Origin of the sequence: Roseateles sp. (assembly GCF_039595595.1) — a bacterium.
GTDB lineage: Bacteria > Pseudomonadota > Gammaproteobacteria > Burkholderiales > Burkholderiaceae_C > Roseateles.
In genome coordinates this window covers 160,007-186,206 of the sequence record NZ_JBCNLG010000009.1, presented here as the reverse complement: position 1 = coordinate 186,206, position 26,200 = coordinate 160,007, and the positions used below count along the sequence as shown (strand labels likewise).

Sequence of the window (26,200 nt, the reverse complement as noted above, 5' to 3'; positions counted from 1 at the left end):
GGGTCAGGCCTTGGCCTTGGACTTCGTGCCGGTCTTCACCGTCGTCTTCTTTGCGGCGGGCTTGGCGCCGGCTTTCTTGGCGGCGGGTCTGGCCGTCTTCGCCGCAGCGGCGACCTTGGGCGAAACCTTCTTCGTCGCCGGCTTCTTCGAGCCGACCTTCACCGTCTCGACCGGCGCCTTGGCGGCGGCGGTCTTGCGAGCGGTCTTGGCGGCGGGCGTCGCCTCGGCGGACCTCGCGCTCGTCTTCTTCGCCGCGGGCTTGGCGGCGGACTTCGCCGCCGGCTTGGCGGTCTTGGCACCCGCTGCCTTGGCGCCCGCCTTGGCGCCCGTCTTGGCGGCGGCGGACTTGGTGCCCGTCGCGCGCGTGGGCGCCTTCTTGGACGCGGTGGCGACGGTCTCGCCGTCCTCCGCCTTGGCCTTGGCCTTCGCCGGCTTCTTGGCCGCGGCCTTCTTCGCCTTGGGCGCGTCGTCCTCGTCCTCGTCCATCGGCTCGGACGCCTTCACCAGCTTCGTGCCGGTATTGCCCAGCTTGAGCTTGACCGGCTTGCCGCCCCAGATCTCCTCGAGGTGGTAATACTGGCGGATCGCCGGCTGCATCAGATGGACCACGGCCGCGCCGCAGTCGACGATGATCCATTCGCCGTTGTCCTCGCCCTCGGTGCGCATGACCTGCATGCCGCGCTTCTTGACCGTCTCGCGCACGCTGGAGGCCAGCGCCTTGGTCTGCCGGTTGCTCGTGCCCGACGCGATGATCACGCGCTCGAACAGCGGCGACAGGCGCTCGGTGTCGAAGACCAGGATGTCCTGGCCCTTCACATCCTCCAGACCATCGACGATGGCACGTTCCAGTTTCTTGATGTCCATTCAGTTCTCACTGTAGAGACGGTGCCGGGCAATATACCCCGCCACCTCGTCGCCCACCACGGGCCTCACGTCAGCGCCCTCGGCCGCCAGTTGGCGGACCTCGGTGGATGACCATTGCAGCGCCGGCATCGTCAGCTTGACCAGCCGGTGCGGCCGTTCCAGCAGCGCCGCCGGCGCCCTCACTTCGTCCTGCGCGCGGGCGGCCACCGCCAGCCCCATGCGCTCGACCAGTTCCTCCCAGCCGTTCCAGCTCGTCAAGCCGGCCAACTGGTCCTGTCCGAGGATCAGCCAGAGCGCGTCGTCCGGGCGCTCCCGCCAATACTCGCGCACCGAGTCGAGCGTGTAGCTCGGCCCGGCGCGTGTGATTTCGCGATCGTCGAGGACGAAGCGGGCATCGCCCCCCTCACCGTCGACCATCAGCCGCACCATCGCGGCGCGGTCCGCGGCCGGCGCCATCCGGCGGCCCGACTTCTGCCAGGGCTGTCCGGCGACGACCCAGCGGACCTCATCGAGCCGCAGCTGCTCGAGCGCCGCGCGCGCCAGCGCCAGGTGCGCGCGATGGACCGGATCGAACGACCCGCCGAACCATCCGACCTGTCGCGCGCGGTTCGAATGGCTGCTGCTCACTCGGGACCCTTCAGAACCAGAGGTGCGTCGGCACCTCGTCCGCCCACTCGCGCGGGCGGAGGAAGTCGCTGTAGAGCCGCGCCTCGGGCGAGCCCTCCTCCGGCGACCAGTCGTAGCGCCAGCGCGCCACCGGCGGCATCGACATCAGGATGGATTCGGTGCGCCCGCCCGACTGCAGGCCGAACAGCGTGCCCCGGTCGAAGACGAGATTGAACTCGACGTAGCGGCCGCGGCGGTAAGCCTGGAAGTCACGCTCGCGCTCGCCATAGGCCAGCCCATGACGGCGCTCGACGATGGGCTCGTAGGCCGGCAGGAAGGCGTCGCCCACCGACTGCAGCAGGCCGAAGGCCTGATCGAAACCGCCCTCGGCGTAGTCGTCGAAGAAGATGCCGCCGACGCCGCGCGGCTCATTGCGATGCTTCAGGTGGAAGTACTCGTCGCACCACTGCTTGAAGCGCGGGTAGAGGTCCTGGCCATGCGGCTCCAGCGCGGCGCGGCAGGTGCGATGGAAGTGCTGCGCATCGCGCTCGAAGCCGTAGTACGGCGTCAGGTCCATGCCGCCGCCGAACCACACGACCGGGTCGCGGTCCGCGGGCAGCGCGGCGAACATGCGCACGTTCATGTGGACGGTCGGCACGAAGGGGTTGTGCGGGTGCATCACCAGCGAGACGCCCATGGCCTCGAACGGGGAGCCGGCCAGCTCGGGCCGATGCGCCGTCGCCGAAGGCGGCAGCACCCGGCCGCGCACGTGCGAGAAGTTCACGCCGCCGCGCTCGAACACCGCGCCGTTCTCGATCAGGCGCACCAGGCCGTCGCCTTCGAGGCGGCCGCCGGGTTCGCGCTGCCAGGCATCGGCGATGAAGGCCTGGCCGTCGAGCCGCTCCAGCGTCGTCACGATCCGCTGCTGCAGGCCGAGCAGGTAGTCGCGCACCAACTGCGTGTTCATCGGGGATCTCCGTCCTGAGCGGGAATGTGAGGGGCCAGTGATCGACGCAGACGCGCGCTGCCGCCGGCCATCGGCGTCAGCGCGCCGGTCCGGCGGCGGGGAGCGGAAGGGGCCACGTCAGCTCAGCGTTTGATCGCGCGGTGGCCGATGTCCTGGCGGTACTGCTTGCCGTCGAACTGGATCGACTGCGCGGTCTGGTAGGCCAGTTGCTGGGCATGGCGCACGGCCTCGCCCAGCGCGGTCACGCACAGCACGCGGCCGCCGCTGGTGACCAGCTTGTCGTCCTGCATCGCGGTGCCGGCATGGAACACCATCGCGTCCTCGGCATCCTCGGGCAGGCCGGTGATCGCGTCGCCCTTGCGCGGCGACAGCGGATAGCCGCCCGCGGCCATCACGACGCCCAGCGCCGCGCGGCGGTCCCACTGCAGCTCCACCTGGTCGAGCGTGCCGTCGGTGGCGTGCATCAGGACTTCGAACAGGTCGCTCTTCAGACGCATCATGATCGGCTGCGTCTCGGGGTCGCCCATGCGGGTGTTGAACTCGACGGTGCGCGGCTGGCCCTGCGCGTCGATCATCAGGCCGGCGTACAGGAAGCCGGTGAACGGGGCGCCGTCGCGGGCCATGCCCTGGATCGTCGGCATGATGATCTCGTGCATCGCCTTGGCGTGGACGTTGGGCGTCACCACCGGCGCCGGCGAGTACGCGCCCATGCCGCCGGTGTTGGGCCCCTGGTCGCCGTCGAGCAGCCGCTTGTGGTCCTGGCTGGTGGCCAGCGGCAGCACGTTCTTGCCGTCGCACAGCACGATGAAGCTGGCCTCCTCGCCTTCGAGGAACTGCTCGATGACGACGCGCGCGCCGCCCTCGTTGTGGACCACGCCGAGCTTGTTGTCGGCCAGGATCCAGTCGATCGCCTCATGCGCCTCGGCCAGCGTCATCGCCACGACCACGCCCTTGCCCGCCGCCAGGCCGTCGGCCTTGATGACGATGGGCGCGCCCTGCGCGTCGACGTAGGCATGGGCCAGCGCGGCGTCGCTGAAGGTTTCGTAGGCGGCGGTCGGGATGCCGTGGCGCTTCATGAACTCCTTGGCGAAGGCCTTGGAGCTCTCCAGCTGCGCAGCCGCCTTGGTGGGGCCGAAGATGCGCAGGCCGCGGGCGCGGAACTCGTCGACGACGCCCGCCGCCAGGAAGGCCTCGGGGCCGACCACCGTCAGCGCGATCTTCTGCTCGACGGCGAAGTCGGCCAGCGCCTTCACGTCGGTGATCGGGACGTTCTTCAGCAGCGGATCGCGCGCGGTGCCGCCGTTGCCGGGCGCCACGAACACCTGCGTGACGCGCTCGCCCTGCGCCAGCCGCCAGGCCAGCGCGTGCTCGCGGCCACCATTGCCAAGGACCAGGACCTTCATTCGGACAGGCTCGCGTTGTGATAGACCTCCTGGACGTCGTCCAGGTCCTCGATGACGTCGAGCAGCTTCTGCATGCGCGCGGCATCGTCGCCGGCCAGGTCGATGGTGTTCTCGGCGCGCATCGTCACCTCGGCGATCTCGGGCTTCAGGCCCGCGGCCTCGAGCGCGTGCTTCACCGTCTCGTAGTCGCCCGGGGCGGTCAGCACCTCGATGGCGCCGTCCTCGTCGGTGACCACGTCCTCGGCGCCGGCCTCGAGCGCGACCTCCATGACCTTGTCCTCGGAGGTGCCGGGCGCGAACACCAGCTGGCCGCAGTGCTTGAACTGGAAGGCGACCGAGCCTTCGGTGCCCAGGTTGCCGCCGTACTTGCTGAACGCGTGACGGACCTCGGCAACGGTGCGCACGCGGTTGTCGGTCATGCAGTCGACGATGATGGCCGCTCCGCCGATGCCGTAGCCCTCGTAGCGGATTTCCTCGTAGGTGACGCCGTCGAGGTTGCCGGTGGCCTTGTCGACGTTGCGCTTGATGTTGTCGGCCGGCATGTTGGCGGCCTTGGCCTTGTCGATGGCCAGACGCAGGCGGGGATTCATCGCGATGTCGCCGCCGCCGGTGCGGGCCGCGACGATGATTTCACGCGTCAGGCGGGTCCAGATCTTTCCGCGCTTCTCGTCCTGGCGGCCCTTGCGGTGCTGGATGTTGGCCCATTTGGAATGCCCTGCCATGTGCTCGTTCTCCTATGAACGACGGCCCGGAAAAAGTCCGGGCCGGCGCTGTTGATGCTTCGTTAGACTGCGATTTTAGCTTTTTGCCTCTGGAGACTTGCGCATGGCCGACCCGATCCTGCTGGCCCGCCACGGCGACATCGAATGTCAGCTGCTCCCCGCGTTGGCCAACCGCCACGGTCTGATCACCGGCGCGACCGGCACCGGCAAGACGATCAGTCTCCAGAAACTGGCTGAATCGTTCAGCCAGATGGGCGTTCCGGTGTTCATGGCGGACGTCAAGGGCGACCTGACCGGCATCTCGCAGGCCGGCGCGCCGTCGGCCAAGCTGCTGGCCGTGCTGAAGGAGCGCGGCATCGAGCCGCCCGCCGCGATCGCGTGTCCGACGACGCTGTGGGATGTGTTCGGCGAACAGGGCCATCCGGTGCGCGCGACGGTCTCCGACATGGGCCCGCTGCTGCTGTCGCGGATGCTGGGGCTCAACGAGACCCAGGCCGGCGTGCTGCAGATGGTGTTCAAGATCGCCGACGACCAGGGCCTGGCGCTGCTGGACCTGAAGGACCTGCGCGCAATGCTGCAGCACGTGGGCGACAACGCCAGCGACTTCACCACCCAGTACGGCAACGTCTCGGCCGCCAGCGTCGGCGCGATCCAGCGCGGGCTGCTGCAGATCGAGGCCCAGGGCGGGGACAAGTTCTTCGGCGAGCCGATGCTCGACATCCACGATTTCATGCAGACCACGGACGGCCTGGGTGTGATCAACATCCTGGCCGCCGACAAGCTGATGGCCGCGCCGCGGCTGTACGCGACCTTCCTGCTGTGGATGTTGTCGGAGCTGTTCGAGACGCTGCCCGAGGTCGGCGACCTGGACAAACCCAAGCTGGTGTTCTTCTTCGACGAGGCGCATCTGCTGTTCAAGGATGCGCCGTCGGCGCTGGTCGAGCGCATCGAGCTGGTCGTGCGGCTGGTGCGGTCCAAGGGCGTCGGCGTGTACTTCGTGACGCAGAACCCGCTGGACATTCCGGACACGGTGCTGGGCCAGCTCGGCAACCGGGTGCAGCACGCGCTGCGCGCGTTCACGCCGCGCGATCAGAAAGCGGTCAAGGCCGCGGCCGACACGATGCGGCCCAAGGCGGGACTCGACATCGCGATGGCGATCACCGAACTGGGCGTCGGCGAGGCGCTGGTCAGCCTGCTCGACGAGAAGGGCCGGCCCTGCATCACCGAGCGCGTCTTCGTGCTGCCGCCGGGCAGCCAGATCGGCCCGATCACGCCCGAGCAGCGCAAGGCCTTGATCGCGGGCTCGCTGGTCGCGGGGGTGTACGAGAAGCAGGTCGACCGCGAGTCGGCCTACGAGAAGCTCACCGGCCGCGCCGCCGCGACGCCCGCGGCACAGCAGCGCCAGCAGCAACAGCAGCAACAGCAGCAGTCACCAGCGCGCGGCGGATCGATGGCCGACGAGGCGGACAACGCCTTGCGGACCGGCGGCGGCCGCGCCGCGCCGGCGCCACAGCCGGATCAGGGCGGCGGCATGCTGGACGGGCTCAAGGACGTGCTGTTCGGCAGCACCGGCCCGCGCGGTGGACGCCACGAAGGCTTGGCGGAGACGGCGGCCAAGTCGGCGCTGCGCTCGATCGGCTCGTCGGTCGGACGCGAGATCGTCCGCGGCGTGCTCGGCAGTCTGCTCGGCGGCTCCAAGCGCCGCTGAGCGTCAGCGCCGGCCGCGACCGGGCGGCCGCGCCGTGTCGCGCGGCGACAGCGTCGCGGCCCAGGCCGCGATCTCCGGACCCAGCGCATCGACCGCCGCCGCCGTCGCCTTGACGGCGCCTTCGGCGTTCGCGCCCGAAGGCTCGGTGCGGTCGAAAGCGCGCTGCGTGCCGTCCTCGGCCGTCGCCATCACGCGCACTTGCACTTCGCTGCGCGACGCGCTGCTGAAGTTCTGCAGGCATTCCTCCAGTTCCAGCGTGACGCCAATCGGCGCCATAGGCTCCGCGCCCGCCGCTGTCGGTGCCACCGGCGCGCGGGCGATCTGCTGCCTCAGCCGCGCGCCGACCAGCACCGGGAGCGGCGCCGCCCAGCGGGAATCGCGGTAGGCGCGCCGTGCGTACGGGTCCGAGTCGCTGAGCCGGTAGACGATGCCGGTGCCCTGCAGGGTTTCGGGCGCGCTCACCGCCTGCAGGTCGACGCGCCGGGCGAGCGTCACCTGCGACGGCCAGGCCGCGGCGGGTCCGAGATCCATCTGCGTGGGCGCCGGGCCGCGGCTGCCGCAGCCGCTGGCCAGCGCAGCGGTGACCGCCAGCGCGGCTATCGTCAGAACGCGCCGCACGCTGCCGGTACGGGGGAGGTGGAGGTCGTCGTTCATTGTTTCGCTCTCGCGTCGAAGCCCGATTCGCCGGGCCCCGGCTCGCCGGGTTTCGGGCCGAGGATCAGACTCTGCGGCTGATCGCCGATGCGTTGCGCGGCGCGCTCCAGCGCGCGAGCGGCCTGCGACAAGTCGTCGAGCACCGCGCGCTGGCGCGGCTTGTCGGTCGAGCCCACCAGCGACAGCTCCACCCGGCGCAGCGTGCGCTGCAGCTGCACAGCCGCGTCGCCGAGTTGATCGATCGCCACGGCCTTGCCCTTGTATTCCTCCACCAGCTCGCCGCCCTGCTTCGCCAGCGTATCGACGTTGCCCAGCGTCTGCCGTCCGGCGATGACCAGTCCATCGGCGTTCTTCAGCAGCGAGGGCAGCGCCTGCGCGGTCGGCCGCAGCTCGTGCACCAGCTCGTTGAGCCCGGCCGAGGCCTGGTTCAGTTGCACCAGCGTCTGACTCAGTTGCTGCTGGTTGCTGTCGCTGAGCACGCGCTGGATGCGCTCCATCGTCTGCAGCGCGCTCGCGGCCAGCTTGGGGCCCACATCCTGCAACTGGTCGAAGAAGGACGGCGCCAGCGCGATGCGCCGCGTCGTCAGCACGCTCTGCTTCGGATCGCCGGGCTCGGGGCCGTCGTACAGGTCGATGAACGACAGCCCCGTGATGCCCTGGTAGCCGAGCTTGGCGGTGGTGCCGGCGGCGATCGGCGCGTCGGCGTCGACCTCGATGTCGACCAGGATCTGCTTGGGCTCCGCCGGATCGAAGCGGATCGCGTCCACCTTGCCCACCTGCACGCCGCGCAGCTTCACCGGCGCCTTGACGTTCAGTCCGGGCACGCCGGCGCGCGTCACGACGGTGAAGCTCTGCGTGTCGCCGCGGTCGTCGCGGAACCACAGGATCACCGCCACCAGCGCCGCGCCGAGCAGCAGCACGAACAGGCCGGTGGCCAATGCATGTGCCTTGTTTTCCATGGGCTCGCTCGAAGTCCTTTCTTGTCGCTCTGGTCGTGTGCCGCTGATGCGCCCCGGCGCTCAGGCCGGCAGTTCGTCGCGGTGATGCAGCGCGTCGCGGTAGTGGCGCAGGTTGTCGCCGGCGCAGCGGTCCGCGTGGCCGAGGAAGAAGTTGCGGATGAACGGATGCTGCTGCTTCACCACCACCTCCAGCGGGCCATGCGCGATCAGGTGCTGATCCGCCAGCACCGCCACGCGGTCGGCGATCGCGAACAGCGTGTCCACGTCGTGCGTGACCATCACCACGGTCAGCGCCATCTCGCGCTTGAGGCTCTCGATCAGCTGCACGAAGCCTTTCGAGCTCGCGGGATCGAGGCCTGCCGTCGGCTCGTCCAGGAACAGCAATTGCGGATCCATGATCAGCGACCGCGCCAGCGACACCCGCTTGATCATGCCGCCGGAGAGCTCGGCCGGCATCTTGATGCCGTCCTCCGGCTTCAGCCCGACCTGCTGCAGCTTGGTCATCACCAGCTCCGCGATCAGATCCTTGGGCAGGCTCTTGAGCTCGCGCAGCGGCAGCGCGATGTTGTCGAACACCGTCAGCGCCGAGAACAGCGCCCCCTGCTGGAACAGCACGCCCCAGCGGTGGCGCACCTGCGCCAGATCGGTGGCCTCGCACTTGCCCAGCTTGTGGCCGAAGATCAGGACCTCGCCCTCGCTGGGGCGCTCCAGGCCCAGCATCAGGCGCAGCAGCGTCGTCTTGCCGCTGCCCGAGCCGCCGATGATGCCCAGCACCTCACCGGCGGTGACCTCCAGGTTGAGGTCCTTGTGGATGCGCACGCCACCCAGCACGGTGCCGACATGACGCACCTCGATCACCGGCTCGCCGGGATGGACCTCCAGGGCCTCGACGGCCGCGGCCGGGTCCGGTTCGATGCAGTCGCTCATGACTTCAACCCCACGTCGGAGAACATCACCGCGAAGATCGCGTCGACGATGATGACCACGGTGATCGACGCCACCACCGACGCGGTGGTGCCGGTCCCCAGGCTTTCGCTGTTGGGCTTGATGCGCAGCCCGAAATGGCAGGCGACGAACGCGATCAGCAGCCCGAACACCGCCGACTTCGACAGTCCCAGCCACAGATTGGCCACCGGCACCGCGGCGGGCAGCCCCTGCAGGAACTGGACGTACTCGAGGCCGAGCGTGGCTCTGGCGGCAATCATGCCGCCGAGCAGCACCATGCTGCTGGTCCAGGTCATCACCAGCGGCAGCGACAGGGACAAGGCCACCATCTTGGGCAGCACCAGCCGGATGGTGTGCGAGATGCCCATCACCGAGAGCGCGTCGAGCTCCTGCGTCACCCGCATCACACCGAGCTGCGCGGTCATCGCCGAGCCGCTGCGGCCGGCGACCAGGATCGCGGCGAGCAGCGGGCCGAGCTCGCGCCAGACGCTGATGCCCAGGATGTTGATGACGTAGATGTCGGCGCCATAGCTCTGCAGCTGCTTGGCGGTCAGGTAGGACAGCGTGATGCCCACCAGCACGCCCACCAGCGCCGTGATGCCCAGCGCCTGCGCGCCGCTGCGATAGATGTGGGCCGAGATGTCCTTCCACGCGATCAGCGCCGGGTGGCGCGCCAGCGTGCCGAGGTCGCGCACCACCTGACCGAGCAGCGCGGTGGCGTCGAGCAGGTGGCCGGCCAGGTTCAGCAGGCCCTGGCCGAACTGGCGCACGTTCTGCGCGCGCGGCGGCTTCGCCGGCTTGCCCTGTTTGCTGCCCAGGCGGGAGAACAGCGCCTGGAACATGTCGGCCAGCGGCGCGGGCGGCCAGCGCAGGTCGTCCGGCTGGCGGCGGCCCCAGGCCTGCCACAGCAGCAGCGCGCCGGTCGGATCGAGCCGGCGCACCGCGCTCAGGTCCCAGGACACGTTGGCGGTCGGCACCTCGCCGAGCTCGCCGCGCAGGGCCTCGACGCGCTCGCGCAGCGCCAGCAGCGTCCAGTCGCCCTCCAGCCGCGCCCGCAGGCGGCCGCCCTCGCCGGATTCGCGCAGCAGGCGCGGCGACGGATCGGCCGAGGGTCGGGTGTCCAGGGGGGCGTCCATTGGGGTCAGAGCATAGCCGCGCGCGGCGGCTTCAGTGAATCCGGCGTGCAGGAGTTCGCCCAGTCAGACAAGACGCTGTCGCAGGCGCTCCAGGTAGGTGCGGCTGCACGGCAAGCGGCTGCCGTCGCGCAGGCGCAGGTGGGCATCGCCGGCCTCGGTGGGCTCGATCGTGGCGATCAGGCTCAGCCGCACCAGGTAACCGCGGTGAACGCGCACGAACGCCGCCGGATCCAGCCGCTGCTCGAAAGCGCTCAGGCTGCTGCGCAGCGGATAGTCATGCTGCTGGCGGTGCAGGTTGACGTAATTGCCGCAGGCCTGCACCCATTCGATCTCCTCCACCGGCAGCAGGAATTCCTTGCCAAGTTTCTTTACCAGCAGGCGCTCGGGGCGGTTCGGGGAATCGGGGAGGTCGGGCTCGACCCGTTCCGGCGCCGGAACGCCGGACGGCGCCAGCGCGGGTGGCGTGGATGGCGCGGGCGGCTCCAGCGGGGCCGGCGGCTCGGCCAGCACGCTCGCCTCGCCCTGCCAGCGCCAGACGAATAGCCGGTACGCGCCGACGATCAGCAGGATGAACGCGTAGCTGCGGACATCCTTCAGCGCTTCATAGAACAGCTCCAGCGGCCAGTTGCCGAAGTCGTAGCGGGCGCCTTGCGCCGCGTAGGCGAGCTTGCGCAGCGCGACCATGCCCAGCACATGCGCCAGGCTGGTCGCCAGCGCGAACAGCAGGTGCCAGGGCAGATGGCGGCGCAGCAGGCCCCAGCGCAAGGGCTTGGTGTCGGCGGCCCGCACCAGCAGCGGGATCAGGGCCATCCAGGCCAGCGCGCTGGAGAACTCCCAGACAGCGGGCTCCCAGATGTCGAACGGCAGCCGCGCGCGGCGCAGGTCGAGGTTGACCGTGATCGTGTTGGCAACGGCCGAGCCGATCAGCAACGCGGCCCAGGCCGCGCGCTCGATCCAGCGCCGATGCTTCAGGTAGATCCCCAGCCATTTGTCCTCGGTCATGGCGGCGCAGTGTAGGGGCGCGGGACGACCCGAGGACGGGGCGGGTCGTCACCGCGCGGGGGCGGCTCGTCACATTCCTCCCTCTGGCGGAGGGCGTGCGCCGATGCTCCAGCCCCATGAATGCCACCACCGCCTCTTCCCACGCCCGCGCCGCGCCCGGCGCGTCCCGTCTCACCGAACTGGACTGGCTGCGGGTGCTCGCCTTCGGGCTGCTGATCCTGTACCACTCCGGCATGTTCTACGTGAGCTGGGACTGGCACGTGAAATCGCCGCGGCTCCTCCCGGCGCTCGAAGCCTGGATGCAATGGCTGAACCCCTGGCGGATGTCGCTGCTGTTCCTGATCTCCGGCGCCGCCACCGCGTTGATGGCCGGGCGCCTGGAACGCCCCGGCGCGCTGCTGGCCACGCGCAGCAAGCGGCTGCTGCTGCCGCTGCTGTTCGGGATGGCGGTGATCGTGCCACCGCAGTCCTATCTGGAAGTGGTCGAGAAGCTCCATTACGGCGGCAGCTACCTTGACTTCCTGAAGCTCTACTTCCAGGGCTATCACGGCTTCTGCCGCGGCAAGGACTGTCTGGTCCTGCCGACCTGGAACCACCTTTGGTTTCTTCCCTATCTGTGGGCCTATACCGCCATCGTGCTGGCGGCGTTGACGCTGCCCGCCGTGCGCGCGGGCTTCGGGCACGCGGGCTGGCGGCGCCTCGTGGCCGGCGGGCGGCTGCTGTGGGTGCCTTGGCTGCTGTTCGCGTTGCTGCGCCAGCATCTGCTCGACCGCTTCCCCAGCACGCATGACCTCGTCCACGACTGGTACCAGCACGCGCTCTACGGCGCGATGTTCGCGCTCGGATTCGCGTTGTTCGGGACTCGCGACGACCGCCACGGGGCGTGGGAGGCCGCGCGCCGGATGCGCTGGGTCGCGCTGGCCGGCTACGTTGCCGTCCAGTTGGCGTCGCAAGGGATCGCCGACGGCTGGCGCGCCGGACACGGCGATGATTTTCCGGACTGGCTGCTGATGGCGATGCGCGCGCTCAATGCGGGCAAACAGTGGCCGCCGATCGTCGCGGCGCTCGGATTCGGACGGCAGTGGCTCGCTGGCCGGGACTCGCGGGCGTTGCGGTGGCTGACGCTCGCGGTGTTTCCGTTCTACATCGTCCACCAGACGGTGACGGTCCTCGCCGGCCATCTGCTCGCGCCGCTGCAGTGGCCGCTGGCCCTCGAGGCCGCCACACTGGTCGCGGTCACCGCGGTGGCCTGCCTGGTCGCCGCCTGGGTGGCAATGCGTGTCGACGTGCTGCGCCCGTGGATGGGTCTTGGGCCCAAAGCAAAAAGCCCGGCACCTTGCGGTACCGGGCTTCTTGGTTCTTCTTATTAAATGGTCGGGGTGGCGGGATTCGAACTCGCGACCCCTTGCACCCCATGCAAGTGCGCTACCAGGCTGCGCTACACCCCGACGAAGCCTCAGATTCTATACGCAATTTCTGCGCTCAGGCAAGCAAACTCTCTCGAATCGACAACAACTCGTCCCGGACCTGCTCCAGCGTCAGCTTCTCCAGCGTCACGCTGGTGTGCGCCGCGCCATCGGCCACATCCGCCGCCAAGGCGCGTGCGGCTTCGCGGCGATCACGGAACGAATCAAGATGGGCCGCGGCAATCGCCTCGGCACGGAATTCCTGCGCGCTCGACGCCGCGCCCGCATGGACCGCATCGATCAGCTGATTGCGCGCGCCGCTGATCGTGAACCCCTGGTCGTAGAGCAGGTCGCGGATGCGGCGGATCAGCAGCACTTCATGGTGCTGGTAGTAGCGGCGATTGCCGCGCCGCTTCATCGGCTTGAGCTGGGTGAACTCCTGCTCCCAATACCGCAGCACATACGGCTTCACGCCGCACAGCTCGCTCACTTCACCGATCGTGAAGTAGCGCTTGGCAGGGATGGCGGGAAGCTGGGCGTCCATGGGGATCAACGGCTCCGGCGGCGGCGGGAAGGGTCAGACTCTACTCGAAGTCCCCCGTCGAAGGCGTGTTGCCTTGGACGGCTTCTTTCAATTTGTGACTCGCATGAAACGTCACGACGTTGCGCGCCTTGATGGGGATCGCTTCGCCGGTGCGCGGGTTGCGGCCTGGTCTGGGCGCCTTGCGCCGGATGTTGAAGTTGCCGAAGCCCGACAGCTTCACCTCGCGGCCGCTGGACAGGCTCTGATGAATGATGTCGAAGAAGGCCTCGACCATGTCCTTGGACTCGCGCTTGTTCAGGCCGAGCTTGTCAAACAGCAGCTCCGCCAGCTCGGCCTTGGTCAGCGTGGGCGTCTCCAGGCTGCCGAGCAGCACGCGCGCCTGCTCCTTCAGATCGTCATCGTTCATGGATGTCCTCCCCTCCCCCTTCAGCCCCGCAGGCGCGCGCCAAGGCGTTCGCCCAGCGCCGTCACCACCTTCGCCACCGCCTGCTCGATGCGTTCGTCGGTCAGCGTGTTCTCGTCATCGAGCAGCTCCAGGCGCACGGCCAGGCTGCGTTCGCCCGCCTGCAGCTCCGCCGTCGGCTGGGCGGGCTTGAAGACGTCGAACAAACGCGCAGAGCGTACCAGGGCTTCGCCGCTGGATTCGATCGCCCGCATGAGGGAGGCATAGGTCACCTGCTCATTGACGATCAGCGCCAGATCGCGTTGCACCGCCTGCAGCCGGGGCACGCCCTGACCCTGCGGCAGGGTGCGCGCCAGCACCGCGTCCAGCGACAGCTCGAACAGCACCGGCGCCGACGGCAGTTCGTAGCCTTGGCGCCACTTCGGATGCAGTTCGCCGATCACGCCGATCTCGACGCCGTCCAGCAGCACGCGAGCACTGCGGCCCGGATGCAGCGCCGGATGAGCGGCGGCCTCGAAGCTCAGCGCGCGCGGCGCGAACAGCGCTTCCAGGTCGCCCTTGACGTCGAAGAAGTCGACGGCGCGATCCTTCTGCGCCCATTGCTGCTGGTCCGCCGGGCCCCAGGCCAGGCCGGCCAGGCGCATCGGCTGAGCGATGCCCGCAATGGTCGTGTCGCTTTCCTGCACCGAGGCGTCGCGCAGGAACACGCGGCCGATCTCGAACACGCGCGCGCGCGGCGCCTTGCGCGCCAGGTTGTGGCGCAAGACCTGGATCAGCGAGCCCAGCAGCGAGGTGCGCATGACCGCCAGCGGCGCGGCGATCGGGTTCAGCAGCTGGATCGGGTTGGCGTTGCCGGCGAGCTCCTGCTCCCAGCGCGCCTCGACGAAGCTGAAGTTGATGGTCTCGAAGTAGCCCAGGCCGGCCATTGCATGACGCAGCGCGTGCGTGGCGCGGCGCGACTCGCTGCGCACCTTGCCGACCACCGGCGCCAGCGGCGGCGTCGACGGCAGCTTCGGATAGCCCAGGACGCGGATGACTTCCTCGATCAGGTCTTCCTCGATCTGCAGGTCGAAGCGGAAGGACGGCGGCGTCACCGTGATCACGCCCGGCGCCGACGTGAACGCCAGGCCCAGGCGCTTGAACACGCCTTCGCAGTCGGCCTGCGTGACCGGCATGCCGATCACCTTGGCGGCGCGCTCGACGCGCAGCGCGACCGGCTTGCGCTCGGGCAACTGCGTGGTCTGGTCGTCCATCGGACCGCAAGTCGTTTCCGGGCCGCCGCAGATCGCCAGGATCAACTGCGTGATGCGCTCGATGTGATCGACAGTGCCGGCCGGATCGACACCGCGCTCGAAGCGGTGGCCGGCGTCGGTCGAGAAGTTGTAGCGGCGCGAGCGCCCCATCACCGCCTTCGGCCACCAGAACGCGGCCTCGACATAGATGTGCTTCGTGTCGTCGGAGACGGCCGTGGTGTCGCCGCCCATGATGCCGGCCAGCGACTCGACCTGCTCGCGATCGGCGATCACGCCCACCTGCTCGTCGACCTCGATGGTGTTGCCGTTGAGCAGCTTGAGTTGTTCCCCCTTCTTGCCCCAGCGCACGATCAGCTCGCCGTGGATCTTGTCGAGGTCGAAGATGTGGGACGGGCGGCCCAGTTCGAACATCACGTAGTTCGAGATATCGACCAGCGGCGACACCGGGCGCTGACCGCAGCGGGCCAGGCGATCGACCATCCACTGCGGGGTCTTGGCCTTCGTGTCGACGTTGCGGATCACGCGGCCCGAGAAGCGGCCGCACAGGTCTGGCGCCTCGATGCGCACCGGCAGCTTCGCGTCGTTGCCAACGGCGGCGGGCGCGATCTCCGGCGCGATCAGCGGCGCGCCGGTCAGCGCGGCCACTTCACGGGCGATGCCGTAGACGCTCAGCGCGTGCGCCAGGTTCGGCGTCAGCTTCAGCGTGAACAGCGTGTCGTCCAGGTTCAGATGCTTGCGGATGTCCTCGCCCAGGGGCGCATCCGCGGCCAGTTCGAGCAGGCCGCCATGGTCCTCGGACAGTTTCAGTTCGCGCGCCGAGCACAGCATGCCGAAGCTCTCGACGCCGCGCAGCTTGCCCTTGCCGATCTTGAAGGGCTTGCCGTCCTCGCCCGGGGGTAGCTCGGCGCCGATCGTGGCCAGTGGCACGCGGATACCGGCGCGCGCATTCGGCGCGCCGCAGACGATCTGCAGAAGCTCGGGGCCGCCCGCGTTGACCTTGCACACGCGCAGGCGGTCGGCGTCGGGATGCTGCGCCGCCTCGACGATCTCCGCCACGACGATGCCGTGAAACGGCGGCGCCACCGGGCGCAGCTCTTCGACCTCCAGGCCGGACATCGTCAGCAGCTCAGCCAGTTCTTGCGTGTTCAGCGCGGGATTGCAGAAGGCCCGCAGCCAGCTCTCAGGGAATTGCATGTGTTTCTCTCTTGCTCTTTAGGCGACGACCGGATGGGCTTACTTGAACTGCGACAGGAAGCGCAGGTCGCCGTCGAAGAACAGGCGCAGGTCGCCCACGCCGTAGCGCAGCATGGCCAGGCGGTCGATGCCCGAGCCGAAGGCGAAGCCGATGTAGCGCTCGGGATCGAGGCCCATGTTGCGGATCACCTGCGGGTGCACCTGGCCCGAGCCCGACACCTCCAGCCAACGGCCCTTCAGGGGGCCGGAGCCGAACATCATGTCGATCTCGGCGCTGGGCTCGGTGAACGGGAAATAGCTGGGGCGGAAACGGATCTCCATGTCCGTCGTCTCGAAGAACTGCTGCATGAAGTTCACGTAGACGGACTTGAGGTCCTTGAAGCTGATGTTCTCGCCGACCCACAGGCCCTCGACCTGGTGGAACATCGGCGAATGCGTCGCGTCGCTGTCCACACGGTAGGTGCGGCCCGGCGCGATCACGCGGATCTCGGGCATCGGCTGGCCAGCGTCGATCAGCGCGCGATGCTTCTTGACGTGCTGCACCGCGTAGCGGATCTGCATCGGGCTGGTGTGCGTGCGCAAGACGTGACCCCCTTCGATGTAGAAGGTGTCATGCATCGAGCGCGCCGGATGATCTTCCGGCGTGTTCAGCGCGGTGAAGTTGAACCAGTCGTTCTCGATCTCCGGACCATCGGCCACGTCGAAGCCCATCGAGCCGAAGATGGCCTCGATACGCTCCATCGCGCGCGTGATCGGATGCAGGCCGCCGGTGCCGCGCTGGCGGCCAGGCAGCGTCACGTCCAGGGCCTCGGCCTTGAGTTGCTTCTCGAGTTCCGCATCGGCCAGCGCCTGCCGGCGCGCGGTCAGCGCCGCTTCGATGCCCTGCTTGAGCTGGTTGATCTGCGCGCCGCGGGTCTTCTTCTCCTCGACGGACAGCGCGGCCATGCCCTTCATCAGCTCGGTGACCCGGCCGGTCTTGCCCAGGAAGCGGGCCTTGGCGTTCTCCAGGTCAGCGGGAGTCGTGGCGGCGGCGAAATCGCCGGTGGCCTGTTGCAGCAGTTGATCGAGGTCGTTCATCGCGGGGCGACTGGGAGTCGTTGGCGGGCAGAAATGGTGGCGAATGGCGAACATCGCACCACCGCTCCGGAATGAAAAAAGGCCGGACACCCAGGTGCCGGCCTTCAAAGAGGGCCGCCTCGGCAAGCCGAAGCGGCCGGTCCACCGCGGGCGAGCACCCGCGAGCGGACGATGGCATTAAGCCAGAGCGGCCTTCACCTTGGCGAAGATGCTGGCAAAACCAGCAGGATCGTTGACGGCGAGATCGGCCAGGACCTTGCGGTCGATGTCGATCTGGGCCTTCTTCAGGCCGGCCACGAACTTGCTGTAGCTCAGACCCAGGCCACGGCTCGCCGCGTTGATACGGGCAATCCACAGCTGGCGGAACACGCGCTTCTTGGCACGGCGGTCACGGTAGGCGTACTGGCCCGCCTTCATCACCGCCTGCTTGGCGATGCGGAAGACGTTCTTGCGACGACCACGGAAGCCCTTGGCCAGAGCCAGGACCTTCTTGTGACGAGCACGTGCGGTAACACCACGTTTGACGCGAGGCATGTTGTATCTCCTTGTCTACAGCTGGATTACAGACCAGCGGAGGGCAGCATCGCGGCGATGTGGCCCATGTTGGTCTCATGCACGGTCGTGGCGCCACGCAGATGGCGCTTGTTCTTCGTGGTCTTCTTGGTCAGGATGTGGCGCTTGAACGCCTGACCGCGCTTGACGGTACCACCCGGACGAACGCGAAAACGCTTTTTCGCGCTGCTCTTGGTCTTCATCTTGGGCATGACTGCTCCTTCTATGTGCGTCCCTCCAGGCGACCCCGGGCTCCGGAGTACTTGATTGGCCTGCAGGAGACTAATAAGCCCGCCGACGACCAGATCGGCGGGCTGAAACTGAGACGGGGCCTTCCGGCCCCGCCGCGATTCTCGCAGATGCTCAGCGCTTCTTCGGCGCCAGCACCATGATCATCTGACGACCCTCGAGCTTGGGCATGTGCTCCACCACCGCCACGTCCGCCAGTTCATCGCGGATGCGTTCGAGCATGCGCATGCCGATGTCCTGGTGGGTGATCTCGCGGCCGCGGTAGCGCAGCGTGACTTTGCCCTTGTCGCCGTCCTCCGCGATGAAGCGGCGCAGGTTGCGCATCTTGATCTGGTAGTCGCCTTCGTCCGTGCCCGGACGGAACTTGACTTCCTTGACCTCGATGACCTTCTGCTTGGACTTGGCTTCCGCCGCGCGCTTCTGCTCCTGGTATTTGAACTTGCCGTAGTCCATCAGGCGGCACACCGGCGGGACGGCCGTGGCGGCAATTTCAACCAGATCGACGTCCAGGTCACCGGCCATCCGGAGCGCTTCCTGGATCGAGACGATGCCGATCGGCTCGTTCTCCGGGCCATTCAGACGGACTTCGGAAGCGGTGATTTCGCGGTTCAGGCGGTGCTTGCGCTCCGGAATCGCACGACGGTCAGCAAAAGTAGCGATGGTGGTTACCTTTCGACAGGCCCTGGCAAGGAGCCGAAGTGATCAATGCAACGCAAAAAGCGCCCGACTCAGGTCTTGTCCGCGATGGCTTGCGAGAGCTTCGACACGAAGTCCTCCAGCGACATCACACCCAGATCCTGGTTGCCTCGGGCGCGTACTGCAACCGCGCCGTTCGCCTTTTCCTTGTCGCCGACGACGAGGATGAACGGCACTTTTTGCAGCGAATGCTCGCGGATTTTATACGTGATTTTTTCATTGCGCAAATCCGCCTGGACCCTAAGCCCTTGTTTTTGCAGCGATTTCACAATGTCGGAAACGTAATCCGCCTGGGCGTCGGTGATATTCGCGACAACGACCTGCGTCGGCGCCAGCCAAACGGGCAACGCGCCAGCGTGTTGCTCGATCAGGATGCCGATGAAACGCTCCAGGCTGCCGACGATCGCGCGATGCAGCATCACGGGCGTCCTGCGTTCGCCGTCCTCGCCGACGTACTCGGCGCCCAGCCGTCCCGGCATCGAGAAGTCGACCTGCATCGTGCCGCACTGCCATTGGCGGCCGATCGCGTCCTTGAGGGTGTATTCGATCTTCGGACCGTAGAAGGCGCCATCGCCCGGGGCGATGATGAATTCCACGCCGGAGGCCCGCAGCGACTCCATCAGCGCGAACTCGGCCTTGTCCCAGACTTCATCGGAGCCGATGCGCGCATCGGGGCGCGTCGCGACCTTGTAGATGATGTTCTCGAAGCCGAAGTCCTTGTAGACCTTCTGCAGAAGGGCCGTGTACGCCACGCACTCGGCCAGGATCTGGTCTTCCGTGCAGAAGATGTGGCCGTCGTCCTGCGTGAAGCCGCGCACACGCATGATCCCGTGCAGCCCGCCCGTGGGCTCGTTGCGGTGGCACTGGCCGAACTCGCCGAAGCGCAGCGGCAGGTCGCGGTAGCTCTTGATGCCGTGCTTGAAGATCAGGATGTGGCCGGGACAGTTCATCGGCTTGAGCGCGTAATCGCGCTTTTCCGATTCCGTCGTGAACATGTTGTCGCGGTACTTGTCCCAGTGGCCCGTGGCCTCCCACAGCGTCTTGTCCAGCAACTGCGGGCCCTTGACTTCCTGATAGCCGTTGTCGCGGTACACGCGGCGCATGTACTGCTCGACTTCCTGCCACACCGTCCAGCCCTTGGGATGCCAGAAGACCACGCCCGGCGCGTGCTCGTCGATGTGGAACAGCTCCAGGTCCTTGCCGAGCTTGCGATGGTCGCGCTTCTCGGCTTCCTCGAGCATGCGCAGGTAATTGGCCAGGTCGTCCTTCGTCGCCCAGGCCGTGCCGTAGATGCGCTGCAGCTGTTCATTGCGGTGGTCGCCGCGCCAGTAGGCGCCCGCCACCTTCATCAGCTTGAAGAACTTGAGCTTGCCCGTGGAGGGCACGTGCGGGCCGCGGCACAGGTCGGTGAAGCCGCCCTCGGCGTAGAGCGACACGTCCTGGTCGGCCGGGATGCTCTCGATGATCTCGGCCTTGTAGGCCTCGCCGATGCCCTTGAAGTACTGCACTGCCTCGTCGCGCGGCAGCACCGAGCGCACCACCTTCTCGTCCTTCTTCGCGAGCTCGGCCATCTTGGCCTCGATCGCCGCGAGGTCCTCGGGCGTGAAGGGACGCTTGTAGGAGAAGTCGTAATAGAAGCCGTGCTCGATGACCGGACCGATCGTGACCTGGGCCTCGGGGAACAGCTCCTTGACCGCGTAGGCCAGCAGGTGAGCCGTCGAGTGACGGATCACCTCCAGGCCGTCCGGATCCTTGTCCGTGACGATGGCCAGCTGCGTGTCCTGGTCGATGAGGAAGCTCGTGTCGACGAGCCGGGCGTTCTCGCCCGCGCCGACGCGGCCGGCCAGCGCGGCCTTGGCCAGGCCCGTGCCGATCGAGGCGGCGACCTCGGCCACCGTCACCGGCTGCGGGAACTCGCGCTTCGAGCCGTCGGGCAATTGGATGGAAATGTTCGACATGTTCGTGTGCTCCAGAAACAAAAAAGCGCGGCCACTTGCCGCGCTTCTTCTGGGGTGCTGACTTTTTCCGGACAGCTGATGAAAAGACGTGACGAGCCGCGGCCGCTCAAACCTTCGCAGAGGAGGTGGTAGTCCGCGGTGTCATAACCAATTCGCCTTTCCCGGTCCTTGTTGGAAAAAGAAAATGAAGCGCTCAGTGTAGCTCAGAGCGCCTGGATGTCGAGCGAGGGCCGCGCGCAGGCCTCCTGGAATTCGTCGCGCAGCCGCTCGCCCTCGCGCACGGCGCGCAGCCAGTCGCGGGCGCGGCCGGGCACGTCGTTCAGGTAGCGCTGGAAGTCGTTGCGGTCCGGCAGCTTGCCACCCGGCAGCGTCTTCACCCACGCGGGGTTCGGCGTCAGCAGCACGACGTTGTCGAGGAAGGCGCTGGTGCGGTGCCGGTGCTTGAGCGCCTTGTCCAGCCATCCGGGAATCACGCTCGACTGGAAATGCGGATACAGCGCGATGCCATCGCCGACCATTGCCGCGTAGTTCAGATGCAGGTGGTAGTCGGTGATGCCGCCATCCCAGTAGGCGCCGGCGGGCGCGCCTTCGATGTCGTGCACGGCCTGGAGCCAGAACGGGATGGAACAGCTCGCCAGCAGGCTGGGTTTGAGGTTGCCCGCGTCCAGCGCGACCTGATGGCTGCGATAGTCGGCCAGCGGCATCGGCAGCGGCGAGCGCCGGTCGGAGAACACCACCCGTTCGAGCCACGCGCCCATGGCGCGGCGCGACATCGCGTTGGCGGCGAAGGCGCCGAGATAGCCCAGCGGCGTGCGCAGCCGCCCTTCCCTGCGCAGCACATGCTTGCCGCGCGAGGTGAACACATGCAGCCGGAACTGCGGATGCGACAGCACCTCGGCCTCGCGGCCGCCGAAGATCTCGGCGAGCTTGCCGGAGAACGCGCGCGAGACCGTCGCCGCGGTGGGGCGCTTGCCGGGCTCGGACTGGTAGTCCTGGTGGGCGTAGTCGTGGGCGAGGCGCTCGAACTCCGCGCGCGCCTGCGCGGCGTCGCGGGTCAGGCAGGCGGTGGCCATGCGCCAGGCGCCAATCGAGGCGCCGAGCAGATGCACCTCCTGACCGCCGGAGGGGAGGAACTCCCCGAACAGGTGGGCGTCGAGCGCGCTGAGGATCAGCCCTTTCGGGCCGCCGGCGGCGCCGGGCACGGCGCGCACGTCGGCGGCGCGCAGGCCGTGGTCGCGCAGCCGCTGACGCGCGCGGGGTCCGGCGAGGATCTGCAAGGCCTGCATCGGGCGGGTCATCCTTTCATGAGGGAAAAGGCCTGCGGCGCGGCCGGCCGCTCCTCACCTGGCGTTCAGGGTCAGAGCTTCATCTCCAGGTTCAGCTGGAACCAGGGTTTGAGGCTGCGCCCGGTGGCGTAGAAATCGCCATTGGCCAGCGTGGTCTCGGCCCGCGCGTCGAGCGGGAACAGATTATTGGCCGAGAAGCGGACCGAGGTCCTGGGGCTCACCACCCACTGCGCGAAGACGTCCAGCCCGCGGTTGCGCGAGTACTCGACGCTCTGCCGGTCGGTCTGGCGCACGGTGTAGACCGGCGTGTAGTTCAGGTTGGCACCCGTGGTGACCGGCACGCTGCTGAAGCGGTAGTCGAAGCCCAGGTTGGCGGTCCACGGTTGCTGCTGGTCCAGGCGGTTGTCCGGTCCGGACACGGCCTTGACCCGCGAGCGGTAGACGCTGAACGAGCTGCGCAGGTTCAGCGGCGTCTTGGCGTCGAACAGCGACGGGAACAGCTCCCCCGCGCGACCCTTGAGCTCCAGCTCGATGCCACTGGTGATGGCGCTGGAGAAGTTGATCGGGCGGATCACGTAGCGCGGCACCGGCACCAGCGCACTCGCCGGATCCAGCGTCACGACGTTGCGGATGAGCTGGCTGATGTTGCGGTGGAACAGGCCGACGCTGAAGAGGCTGCCGCCGCTCAGGTATTTCTCGTAGGCGATGTCCAGGCCGGTGGCGAGTTCGGGCTTGAGGCCCGGATTGCCGACGCGGTCGGGATTGAGCTCATCGTTGGCTTGCGCGGGATCGGGGAACTTGCTGTTCAGCGTGTAGCGGCCCAGCATCTGCGTCAACTCCGGCGCCTTGTAGCTGCGCGTCAGGCTGGCGCGGATCATGTCGCGCCCCTTGGGGTCCAGCTTGTAGGTCAGGTGCCACAGCGGCGACAGCACGCCGGAGCTGTTGCGCGCATCGGTGGCGACGCCGCGGCTGATGGTGACGATGCGCTCATGGCGCAGGCCGAAATAGGTCGACCACTGCGGGTTGATTTCCCACTCGTCCTGGATGAAGAAGGCCTGGCGGCGGATGCGCGCGCCGAAGTTCTCGCCGTTGAGCGCCGGCAGTTGCTCGCCGCCGGCCACGGTGGTGTCGCGGATCTCGTCACGCTGGCGGAATTCCAGGTCCCAGCCCAGCGTCACCGTGTGCTCGTCGCCCAGGATCTGGCTGTACTTGCCGGCCTGGGTGAGGCTGCGGTCGCGGCTGTCGATCAGTGCATCCACTGGCGCGACCGGATTCAGCGTGCGGTTCTCGATGTGGTTCTTCGCATCCTGCGCGCCGGCCTTGAGCTCCCACTTCTGCGTCTCGCTGAAGCGGTTGTTCCATTGCAGGTTGGCGCGCAGCATCTGCCAGACGCCCTGGTTGTCGCTGTCGTCGTCCAGGCGCGGGGTCTTGTACGAGCCGTCCGGCACCAGGCGCACGGCGTTGTTCCACCAGCCCTTCTGCGCGAAGCCCTGCAGCGACACGTTCTCGTCGTCGCTGATCTTCCAGGTCGCGCGCGGCGCGGAGTTGAACGCGTGCCCCCAGTTGCGCATCTTGCCGTGCTGGGCGGCGACGACCGGCTGGTCGTTCAGGTCGGTGCCGTTGCGCTCGGTCGAGGAGCGCATCTCCTGCAGCCACTGGAAAGCGGAGACGGGCACCGACAGCGACACCGGCCCGAAGCGCTCGCCGAAGGTGAAGGTGGCCGACGGCACCGGGTGGTTGATGTTGTAGCCGGCACCCAGGCGCAGATCGCGCTGCGACACGCGCGGCGCTTCCTTGAGGATGATGTTGATCGCGCCGGCCACGGCCTGCGCGCTCTGGTCCGCGCTCGGGCCCTTGGTGACCTCGATGCGCTCGACCTGCGCGGGATCCAGCTGATCCAGCTTGAAGCCAGGAGGCGCCGGATCGCCGTTGATCAGGATCAGCGTGTAGCCCGAACCCAGGCCGCGCATGCGCGGCGCGCCGTCCGACACGTTCACGCCGGGCAGGCGCTTGAGCACGTCGGCGACGCTGGTGTCGCCATAGCGGTCCAGCTCCTCGCGCCCATAGATCTGCTTGGCGACCGGCGCGCGGCGGCGCAGCTCGGAGTCGGTGTTGCGGCCGCTGATCTCGACGCGATCAAGCCGGCGGCCGCTGCCCTGCTCGGCGCCGGTCGCCGGCGGGCCCTCCTGCGCGAAGGCCGCCGGCAGGGTCGCGGACGCGGACAGGCAGACAAGGGCGCAGCCCCGGGCGATGGCGTGGGTCTTCAAGGACAAGGCTCAGCGCTTGAGCTTGGCGAAGGCCGCGGCCATCGCGTTGCCGACCGGCGCCTGCGCGTCGCGGCCGCCGGCCGGGCGATGACCGCCCTGGCGCTCGTTGCGGCCGGCGGGGCGGAAGCTGTTGTCCGCCTTCGCGCCGCCGCGCGGGGCCTGTGCGTCCAGCTTCATCGTCAGCGAGATGCGCTTGCGGGCCAGGTCGACCTCCAGCACCTTCACCTTGACGATGTCGCCGGTCTTGACCACCTCGCGGGCGTCATTGACGAACTTGTTGGCGAGCTGGCTGACGTGGACCAGGCCGTCCTGGTGCACGCCCAGATCGACGAAGGCGCCGAACTGCGCCACGTTGGACACCGTGCCCTCCAGCACCATGCCCTCCTTCAGGTCCTTGATGTCCTCGACGCCGTCGTTGAAGCGCGCGACCTTGAAGTCGGGACGCGGATCGCGGCCCGGCTTCTCCAGCTCGCCGAGGATGTCCTTCACCGTGATCGCGCCGAAGCGCTCGTCGGCGAAGGCCTCCGGCTTCAGCGCGCGGATCACGTCGGACTTGCCCATCACGTCGGTGATCGGGCGCTCGACCTTGGCGAGGATGCGTTCCACCACCGGATAGGTCTCGGGGTGCACGCCGCTCACGTCCAGCGGGTTGTCGCCGTCGCGGATGCGCAGGAAGCCGGCCGCCTGCTCGAAGGTCTTGGGCCCCAGGCCGGTGACGTCGAGCAGTTGCTGCCGGTTGCGGAACGCGCCGTTGGCATCGCGCCAGCGCACGATGGAGGCGGCCACGCCGGCCGAGAGGCCGGACACGCGCGACAGCAGCGGCGCGGACGCGGTGTTCAGGTCGACGCCCACCGAGTTCACGCAGTCCTCGACCACCGCGTCCAGCGTGCGCGCGAGTTCGCTCTGGTTGACGTCGTGCTGGTACTGGCCGACGCCGATGGACTTCGGATCGATCTTCACCAGCTCCGCCAGCGGGTCCTGCAGGCGGCGCGCGATCGACACGGCGCCGCGCAGCGAGACGTCGAGGTCGGGCAGCTCCTTGGACGCGAATTCCGACGCCGAGTACACCGACGCGCCGGCCTCGCTGACGACGACCTTCTCGATCACCGTCTCCGGCGACATCGACTGGATGCGCTTGATCAGGTCGGCGGCGAGCTTGTCGGTCTCGCGCGAGGCGGTGCCATTGCCGATCGCGATCAGGTTGACGCCGTGCGTGGCGCACAGCCGGCCCAGCGTGTGGATCGAGCCTTCCCAGTCGCGCTTGGGCTCGTGCGGATAGACGGTCGAGGTGTCGAGCACGCGGCCGGTGTCGCTGACCACGGCGACCTTCACGCCGGTGCGGATGCCGGGGTCCAGGCCCATCACGACGCGCTTGCCGGCCGGTGCGGCCAGCAGCAGGTCGCGCAGGTTCTCGGCGAAGACCTTGGTCGCGACCTTCTCGGCTTCCTCGCGCAGGCGGGCGAACAGGTCGCGCTCCAGGCTCAGCGACAGCTTGACCTTCCAGGTCCAGGCGATGGTCTTGCGGATCAGCTCATCGCCGGCGCGCTTGGCGTGGCTCCAGCCGAGGTGGCGCGCGATGCGGCCTTCGGCCAGCGAGGGCTGACCGGGCACGAGCTCCTCGTCGAGCGCCAGCTTGGCGTCAAGGAACTCCTGCGTGCGGCCGCGGAAGACGGCCAGCGCGCGGTGCGAGGGCACGGTGCGGATCGGCTCGGCGTAGTCGAAGTAGTCGCGGAACTTGGAGATGTCGGGGTTGTTCTCGTCCTTGCCGTCCATCAGCTTCGACTTGAACAGGCCCTCCTCCCACAGCCATTCGCGCAGCTTGCCGATCAGCGCGGCGTCCTCGGCCCAGCGCTCCGACAAGAGGTCGCGCACGCCGTCGAGCACCGCGAAGGCATCGGCGAAGCCGGCGTCGGGATTGAGGAAGCCGGCCGCCTCGGTCATCGGATCGAGCGAGGGATCGGCGAACAGCTTGTCGGCGAGCGGCTCCAGGCCGGCCTCGCGTGCGATCAGGCCCTTGGTGCGGCGCTTCTGCTTGTACGGGAGGTAGAGGTCCTCGAGCTCCTGCTTGGTCGGCGCGGCCGCGATGGCGGCGGCGAGTTCCGGCGTGAGCTTGCCCTGCTCCTCGATGGACTTGAGCACCGCCTCGCGGCGGTCCTCGAGCTCGCGCAGATAGCTCAACCGGGCTTCCAGCTCGCGCAGCTGGATGTCATCGAGGCCGTCGGTGGCTTCCTTGCGGTAGCGCGCGATGAAGGGGACGGTGGCTCCTCCGTCGAGGAGTTCGACGGCGGCGTTGACCTGGGCCGGACGGACTTTCAGTTCGGCGGCAATCTGGAGGAGGATCTTGTCCAA

At 68.2% G+C, this 26,200-nt stretch carries 23 protein-coding genes and 1 tRNA gene; 2 read left to right on the top strand and 22 right to left on the bottom strand.

Going from position 1 to position 26,200, the window contains the following annotated elements; translation table 11 throughout:
- Positions 1–3: 3 nt before the first annotated feature.
- From rsfS to ABDW61_RS13710, 5 genes are all read right to left on the bottom strand, one after another.
- Positions 4–864: a ribosome silencing factor gene (rsfS, locus tag ABDW61_RS13730; RefSeq protein ID WP_343639382.1), complete on the bottom strand. Its 861-nt coding sequence runs from the start codon at positions 862–864 to the stop codon at positions 4–6.
- Positions 865–1,491 carry a nicotinate-nucleotide adenylyltransferase gene (nadD, locus tag ABDW61_RS13725; protein WP_343639380.1) on the bottom strand — a complete coding sequence of 209 codons (627 nt, stop codon included), beginning with the start codon at positions 1,489–1,491 and terminating at the stop codon, positions 865–867.
- Positions 1,492–1,501: 10 nt separating this feature from the next.
- Complete coding sequence (gene hemF, locus ABDW61_RS13720; RefSeq protein ID WP_343639378.1) at positions 1,502–2,437, bottom strand: oxygen-dependent coproporphyrinogen oxidase; 936 nt, start codon at positions 2,435–2,437, stop codon at positions 1,502–1,504.
- A gap of 122 nt (positions 2,438–2,559) precedes the next feature.
- Positions 2,560–3,840, bottom strand: coding sequence for a phosphoribosylamine--glycine ligase (gene purD / locus ABDW61_RS13715; RefSeq protein WP_343639376.1), 1,281 nt, complete (start codon positions 3,838–3,840; stop codon positions 2,560–2,562).
- Entirely contained in the window at positions 3,837–4,562 is a 726-nt protein-coding gene (locus ABDW61_RS13710; RefSeq protein ID WP_343639375.1) for a YebC/PmpR family DNA-binding transcriptional regulator, read from the bottom strand. Before ABDW61_RS13710 ends, purD begins: the two co-directional genes overlap by 4 nt.
- Positions 4,563–4,665: 103 nt before the next feature.
- On the opposite strand from ABDW61_RS13710, the gene ABDW61_RS13705 reads away from it, so the two are divergent.
- Positions 4,666–6,270, top strand: coding sequence for a helicase HerA-like C-terminal domain-containing protein (locus ABDW61_RS13705; protein WP_343639373.1), 1,605 nt, complete (start codon positions 4,666–4,668; stop codon positions 6,268–6,270).
- Positions 6,271–6,273: 3 nt separating this feature from the next.
- Here ABDW61_RS13705 and ABDW61_RS13700 read toward each other — a convergent pair whose 3' ends face one another.
- From ABDW61_RS13700 to ABDW61_RS13680, 5 genes are all read right to left on the bottom strand, one after another.
- The gene (locus ABDW61_RS13700; protein ID WP_343639372.1) at positions 6,274–6,924 is read right to left on the bottom strand and encodes an ABC-type transport auxiliary lipoprotein family protein; all 651 of its coding nucleotides are present in this window, start codon (positions 6,922–6,924) and stop codon (positions 6,274–6,276) included.
- Positions 6,921–7,883 (bottom strand): MlaD family protein, encoded by a 963-nt coding sequence (locus tag ABDW61_RS13695; protein ID WP_343639371.1) that lies wholly within the window; start codon positions 7,881–7,883, stop codon positions 6,921–6,923. The genes ABDW61_RS13700 and ABDW61_RS13695 overlap by 4 nt, the downstream gene beginning before the upstream one ends.
- A 60-nt stretch (positions 7,884–7,943) precedes the next feature.
- Positions 7,944–8,810 carry an ATP-binding cassette domain-containing protein gene (locus ABDW61_RS13690; RefSeq protein WP_343639370.1) on the bottom strand — a complete coding sequence of 289 codons (867 nt, stop codon included), beginning with the start codon at positions 8,808–8,810 and terminating at the stop codon, positions 7,944–7,946.
- Positions 8,807–9,964: an ABC transporter permease gene (locus ABDW61_RS13685; protein WP_343639369.1), complete on the bottom strand. Its 1,158-nt coding sequence runs from the start codon at positions 9,962–9,964 to the stop codon at positions 8,807–8,809. The genes ABDW61_RS13690 and ABDW61_RS13685 overlap by 4 nt, the downstream gene beginning before the upstream one ends.
- A gap of 63 nt (positions 9,965–10,027) precedes the next feature.
- Complete coding sequence (locus ABDW61_RS13680; RefSeq protein ID WP_343639368.1) at positions 10,028–10,966, bottom strand: LytTR family DNA-binding domain-containing protein; 939 nt, start codon at positions 10,964–10,966, stop codon at positions 10,028–10,030.
- A 116-nt stretch (positions 10,967–11,082) separates the two neighbouring features.
- Here ABDW61_RS13680 and ABDW61_RS13675 point away from each other — a divergent pair, with 116 nt between their 5' ends.
- Positions 11,083–12,336: an acyltransferase family protein gene (locus tag ABDW61_RS13675; protein WP_343639366.1), complete on the top strand. Its 1,254-nt coding sequence runs from the start codon at positions 11,083–11,085 to the stop codon at positions 12,334–12,336.
- Between the two features lies 1 nt (position 12,337).
- Here ABDW61_RS13675 and ABDW61_RS13670 read toward each other — a convergent pair.
- From ABDW61_RS13670 to ABDW61_RS13615, 12 genes are all read right to left on the bottom strand, one after another.
- Positions 12,338–12,414: transfer RNA gene (locus tag ABDW61_RS13670), tRNA-Pro, on the bottom strand.
- A 34-nt stretch (positions 12,415–12,448) separates the two neighbouring features.
- Positions 12,449–12,916 carry a MerR family transcriptional regulator gene (locus ABDW61_RS13665; protein ID WP_343639365.1) on the bottom strand — a complete coding sequence of 156 codons (468 nt, stop codon included), beginning with the start codon at positions 12,914–12,916 and terminating at the stop codon, positions 12,449–12,451.
- A gap of 40 nt (positions 12,917–12,956) precedes the next feature.
- Complete coding sequence (locus ABDW61_RS13660; RefSeq protein ID WP_343639363.1) at positions 12,957–13,322, bottom strand: integration host factor subunit alpha; 366 nt, start codon at positions 13,320–13,322, stop codon at positions 12,957–12,959.
- A gap of 20 nt (positions 13,323–13,342) precedes the next feature.
- On the bottom strand, positions 13,343–15,766 hold the full coding sequence (pheT, locus tag ABDW61_RS13655; protein WP_343639362.1) for a phenylalanine--tRNA ligase subunit beta: 2,424 nt from the start codon (positions 15,764–15,766) through the stop codon (positions 13,343–13,345).
- Between the two features lie 39 nt (positions 15,767–15,805).
- The gene (locus ABDW61_RS13650) at positions 15,806–16,843 is read right to left on the bottom strand and encodes a phenylalanine--tRNA ligase subunit alpha (protein WP_343639361.1); all 1,038 of its coding nucleotides are present in this window, start codon (positions 16,841–16,843) and stop codon (positions 15,806–15,808) included.
- A 177-nt stretch (positions 16,844–17,020) separates the two neighbouring features.
- On the bottom strand, positions 17,021–17,377 hold the full coding sequence (rplT, locus tag ABDW61_RS13645; RefSeq protein ID WP_058934277.1) for a 50S ribosomal protein L20: 357 nt from the start codon (positions 17,375–17,377) through the stop codon (positions 17,021–17,023).
- 26 nt (positions 17,378–17,403) lie between these two features.
- A complete protein-coding gene (rpmI, locus tag ABDW61_RS13640; RefSeq protein WP_067062292.1) occupies positions 17,404–17,607 on the bottom strand; it encodes a 50S ribosomal protein L35 in 204 nt (67 codons plus the stop codon).
- Between the two features lie 151 nt (positions 17,608–17,758).
- Positions 17,759–18,304 (bottom strand): translation initiation factor IF-3, encoded by a 546-nt coding sequence (gene infC, locus ABDW61_RS13635; RefSeq protein ID WP_279759897.1) that lies wholly within the window; start codon positions 18,302–18,304, stop codon positions 17,759–17,761.
- Positions 18,305–18,372: 68 nt separating this feature from the next.
- The gene (gene thrS / locus ABDW61_RS13630) at positions 18,373–20,298 is read right to left on the bottom strand and encodes a threonine--tRNA ligase (protein WP_343639360.1); all 1,926 of its coding nucleotides are present in this window, start codon (positions 20,296–20,298) and stop codon (positions 18,373–18,375) included.
- 203 nt (positions 20,299–20,501) lie between these two features.
- Positions 20,502–21,584: a phospholipase gene (locus ABDW61_RS13625; protein ID WP_343639428.1), complete on the bottom strand. Its 1,083-nt coding sequence runs from the start codon at positions 21,582–21,584 to the stop codon at positions 20,502–20,504.
- Positions 21,585–21,655: 71 nt separating this feature from the next.
- Positions 21,656–23,851 (bottom strand): TonB-dependent receptor, encoded by a 2,196-nt coding sequence (locus ABDW61_RS13620; RefSeq protein ID WP_343639358.1) that lies wholly within the window; start codon positions 23,849–23,851, stop codon positions 21,656–21,658.
- A 9-nt stretch (positions 23,852–23,860) separates the two neighbouring features.
- On the bottom strand, positions 23,861–26,200 hold the full coding sequence (locus ABDW61_RS13615; protein WP_343639357.1) for a Tex family protein: 2,340 nt from the start codon (positions 26,198–26,200) through the stop codon (positions 23,861–23,863).

Excerpts from the sequence above, each read along its gene's own strand:
- rsfS (WP_343639382.1), bottom strand. The coding sequence starts at position 864 with ATGGACATCAAGAAACTGGAACGTGCCATCGTCGATGGTCTGGAGGAT.
- hemF (WP_343639378.1), bottom strand. The coding sequence starts at position 2,437 with ATGAACACGCAGTTGGTGCGCGACTACCTGCTCGGCCTGCAGCAGCGG.
- purD (WP_343639376.1), bottom strand. The coding sequence starts at position 3,840 with ATGAAGGTCCTGGTCCTTGGCAATGGTGGCCGCGAGCACGCGCTGGCC.
- ABDW61_RS13710 (WP_343639375.1), bottom strand. The coding sequence starts at position 4,562 with ATGGCAGGGCATTCCAAATGGGCCAACATCCAGCACCGCAAGGGCCGC.
- ABDW61_RS13705 (WP_343639373.1), top strand. The coding sequence starts at position 4,666 with ATGGCCGACCCGATCCTGCTGGCCCGCCACGGCGACATCGAATGTCAG.
- ABDW61_RS13700 (WP_343639372.1), bottom strand. The coding sequence starts at position 6,924 with ATGAACGACGACCTCCACCTCCCCCGTACCGGCAGCGTGCGGCGCGTT.
- ABDW61_RS13695 (WP_343639371.1), bottom strand. The coding sequence starts at position 7,883 with ATGGAAAACAAGGCACATGCATTGGCCACCGGCCTGTTCGTGCTGCTG.
- ABDW61_RS13690 (WP_343639370.1), bottom strand. The coding sequence starts at position 8,810 with ATGAGCGACTGCATCGAACCGGACCCGGCCGCGGCCGTCGAGGCCCTG.
- ABDW61_RS13685 (WP_343639369.1), bottom strand. The coding sequence starts at position 9,964 with ATGGACGCCCCCCTGGACACCCGACCCTCGGCCGATCCGTCGCCGCGC.
- ABDW61_RS13680 (WP_343639368.1), bottom strand. The coding sequence starts at position 10,966 with ATGACCGAGGACAAATGGCTGGGGATCTACCTGAAGCATCGGCGCTGG.
- ABDW61_RS13675 (WP_343639366.1), top strand. The coding sequence starts at position 11,083 with ATGAATGCCACCACCGCCTCTTCCCACGCCCGCGCCGCGCCCGGCGCG.
- ABDW61_RS13665 (WP_343639365.1), bottom strand. The coding sequence starts at position 12,916 with ATGGACGCCCAGCTTCCCGCCATCCCTGCCAAGCGCTACTTCACGATC.
- ABDW61_RS13660 (WP_343639363.1), bottom strand. The coding sequence starts at position 13,322 with ATGAACGATGACGATCTGAAGGAGCAGGCGCGCGTGCTGCTCGGCAGC.
- pheT (WP_343639362.1), bottom strand. The coding sequence starts at position 15,766 with ATGCAATTCCCTGAGAGCTGGCTGCGGGCCTTCTGCAATCCCGCGCTG.
- ABDW61_RS13650 (WP_343639361.1), bottom strand. The coding sequence starts at position 16,843 with ATGAACGACCTCGATCAACTGCTGCAACAGGCCACCGGCGATTTCGCC.
- rplT (WP_058934277.1), bottom strand. The coding sequence starts at position 17,377 with ATGCCTCGCGTCAAACGTGGTGTTACCGCACGTGCTCGTCACAAGAAG.
- rpmI (WP_067062292.1), bottom strand. The coding sequence starts at position 17,607 with ATGCCCAAGATGAAGACCAAGAGCAGCGCGAAAAAGCGTTTTCGCGTT.
- thrS (WP_343639360.1), bottom strand. The coding sequence starts at position 20,298 with ATGTCGAACATTTCCATCCAATTGCCCGACGGCTCGAAGCGCGAGTTC.
- ABDW61_RS13625 (WP_343639428.1), bottom strand. The coding sequence starts at position 21,584 with ATGCAGGCCTTGCAGATCCTCGCCGGACCCCGCGCGCGTCAGCGGCTG.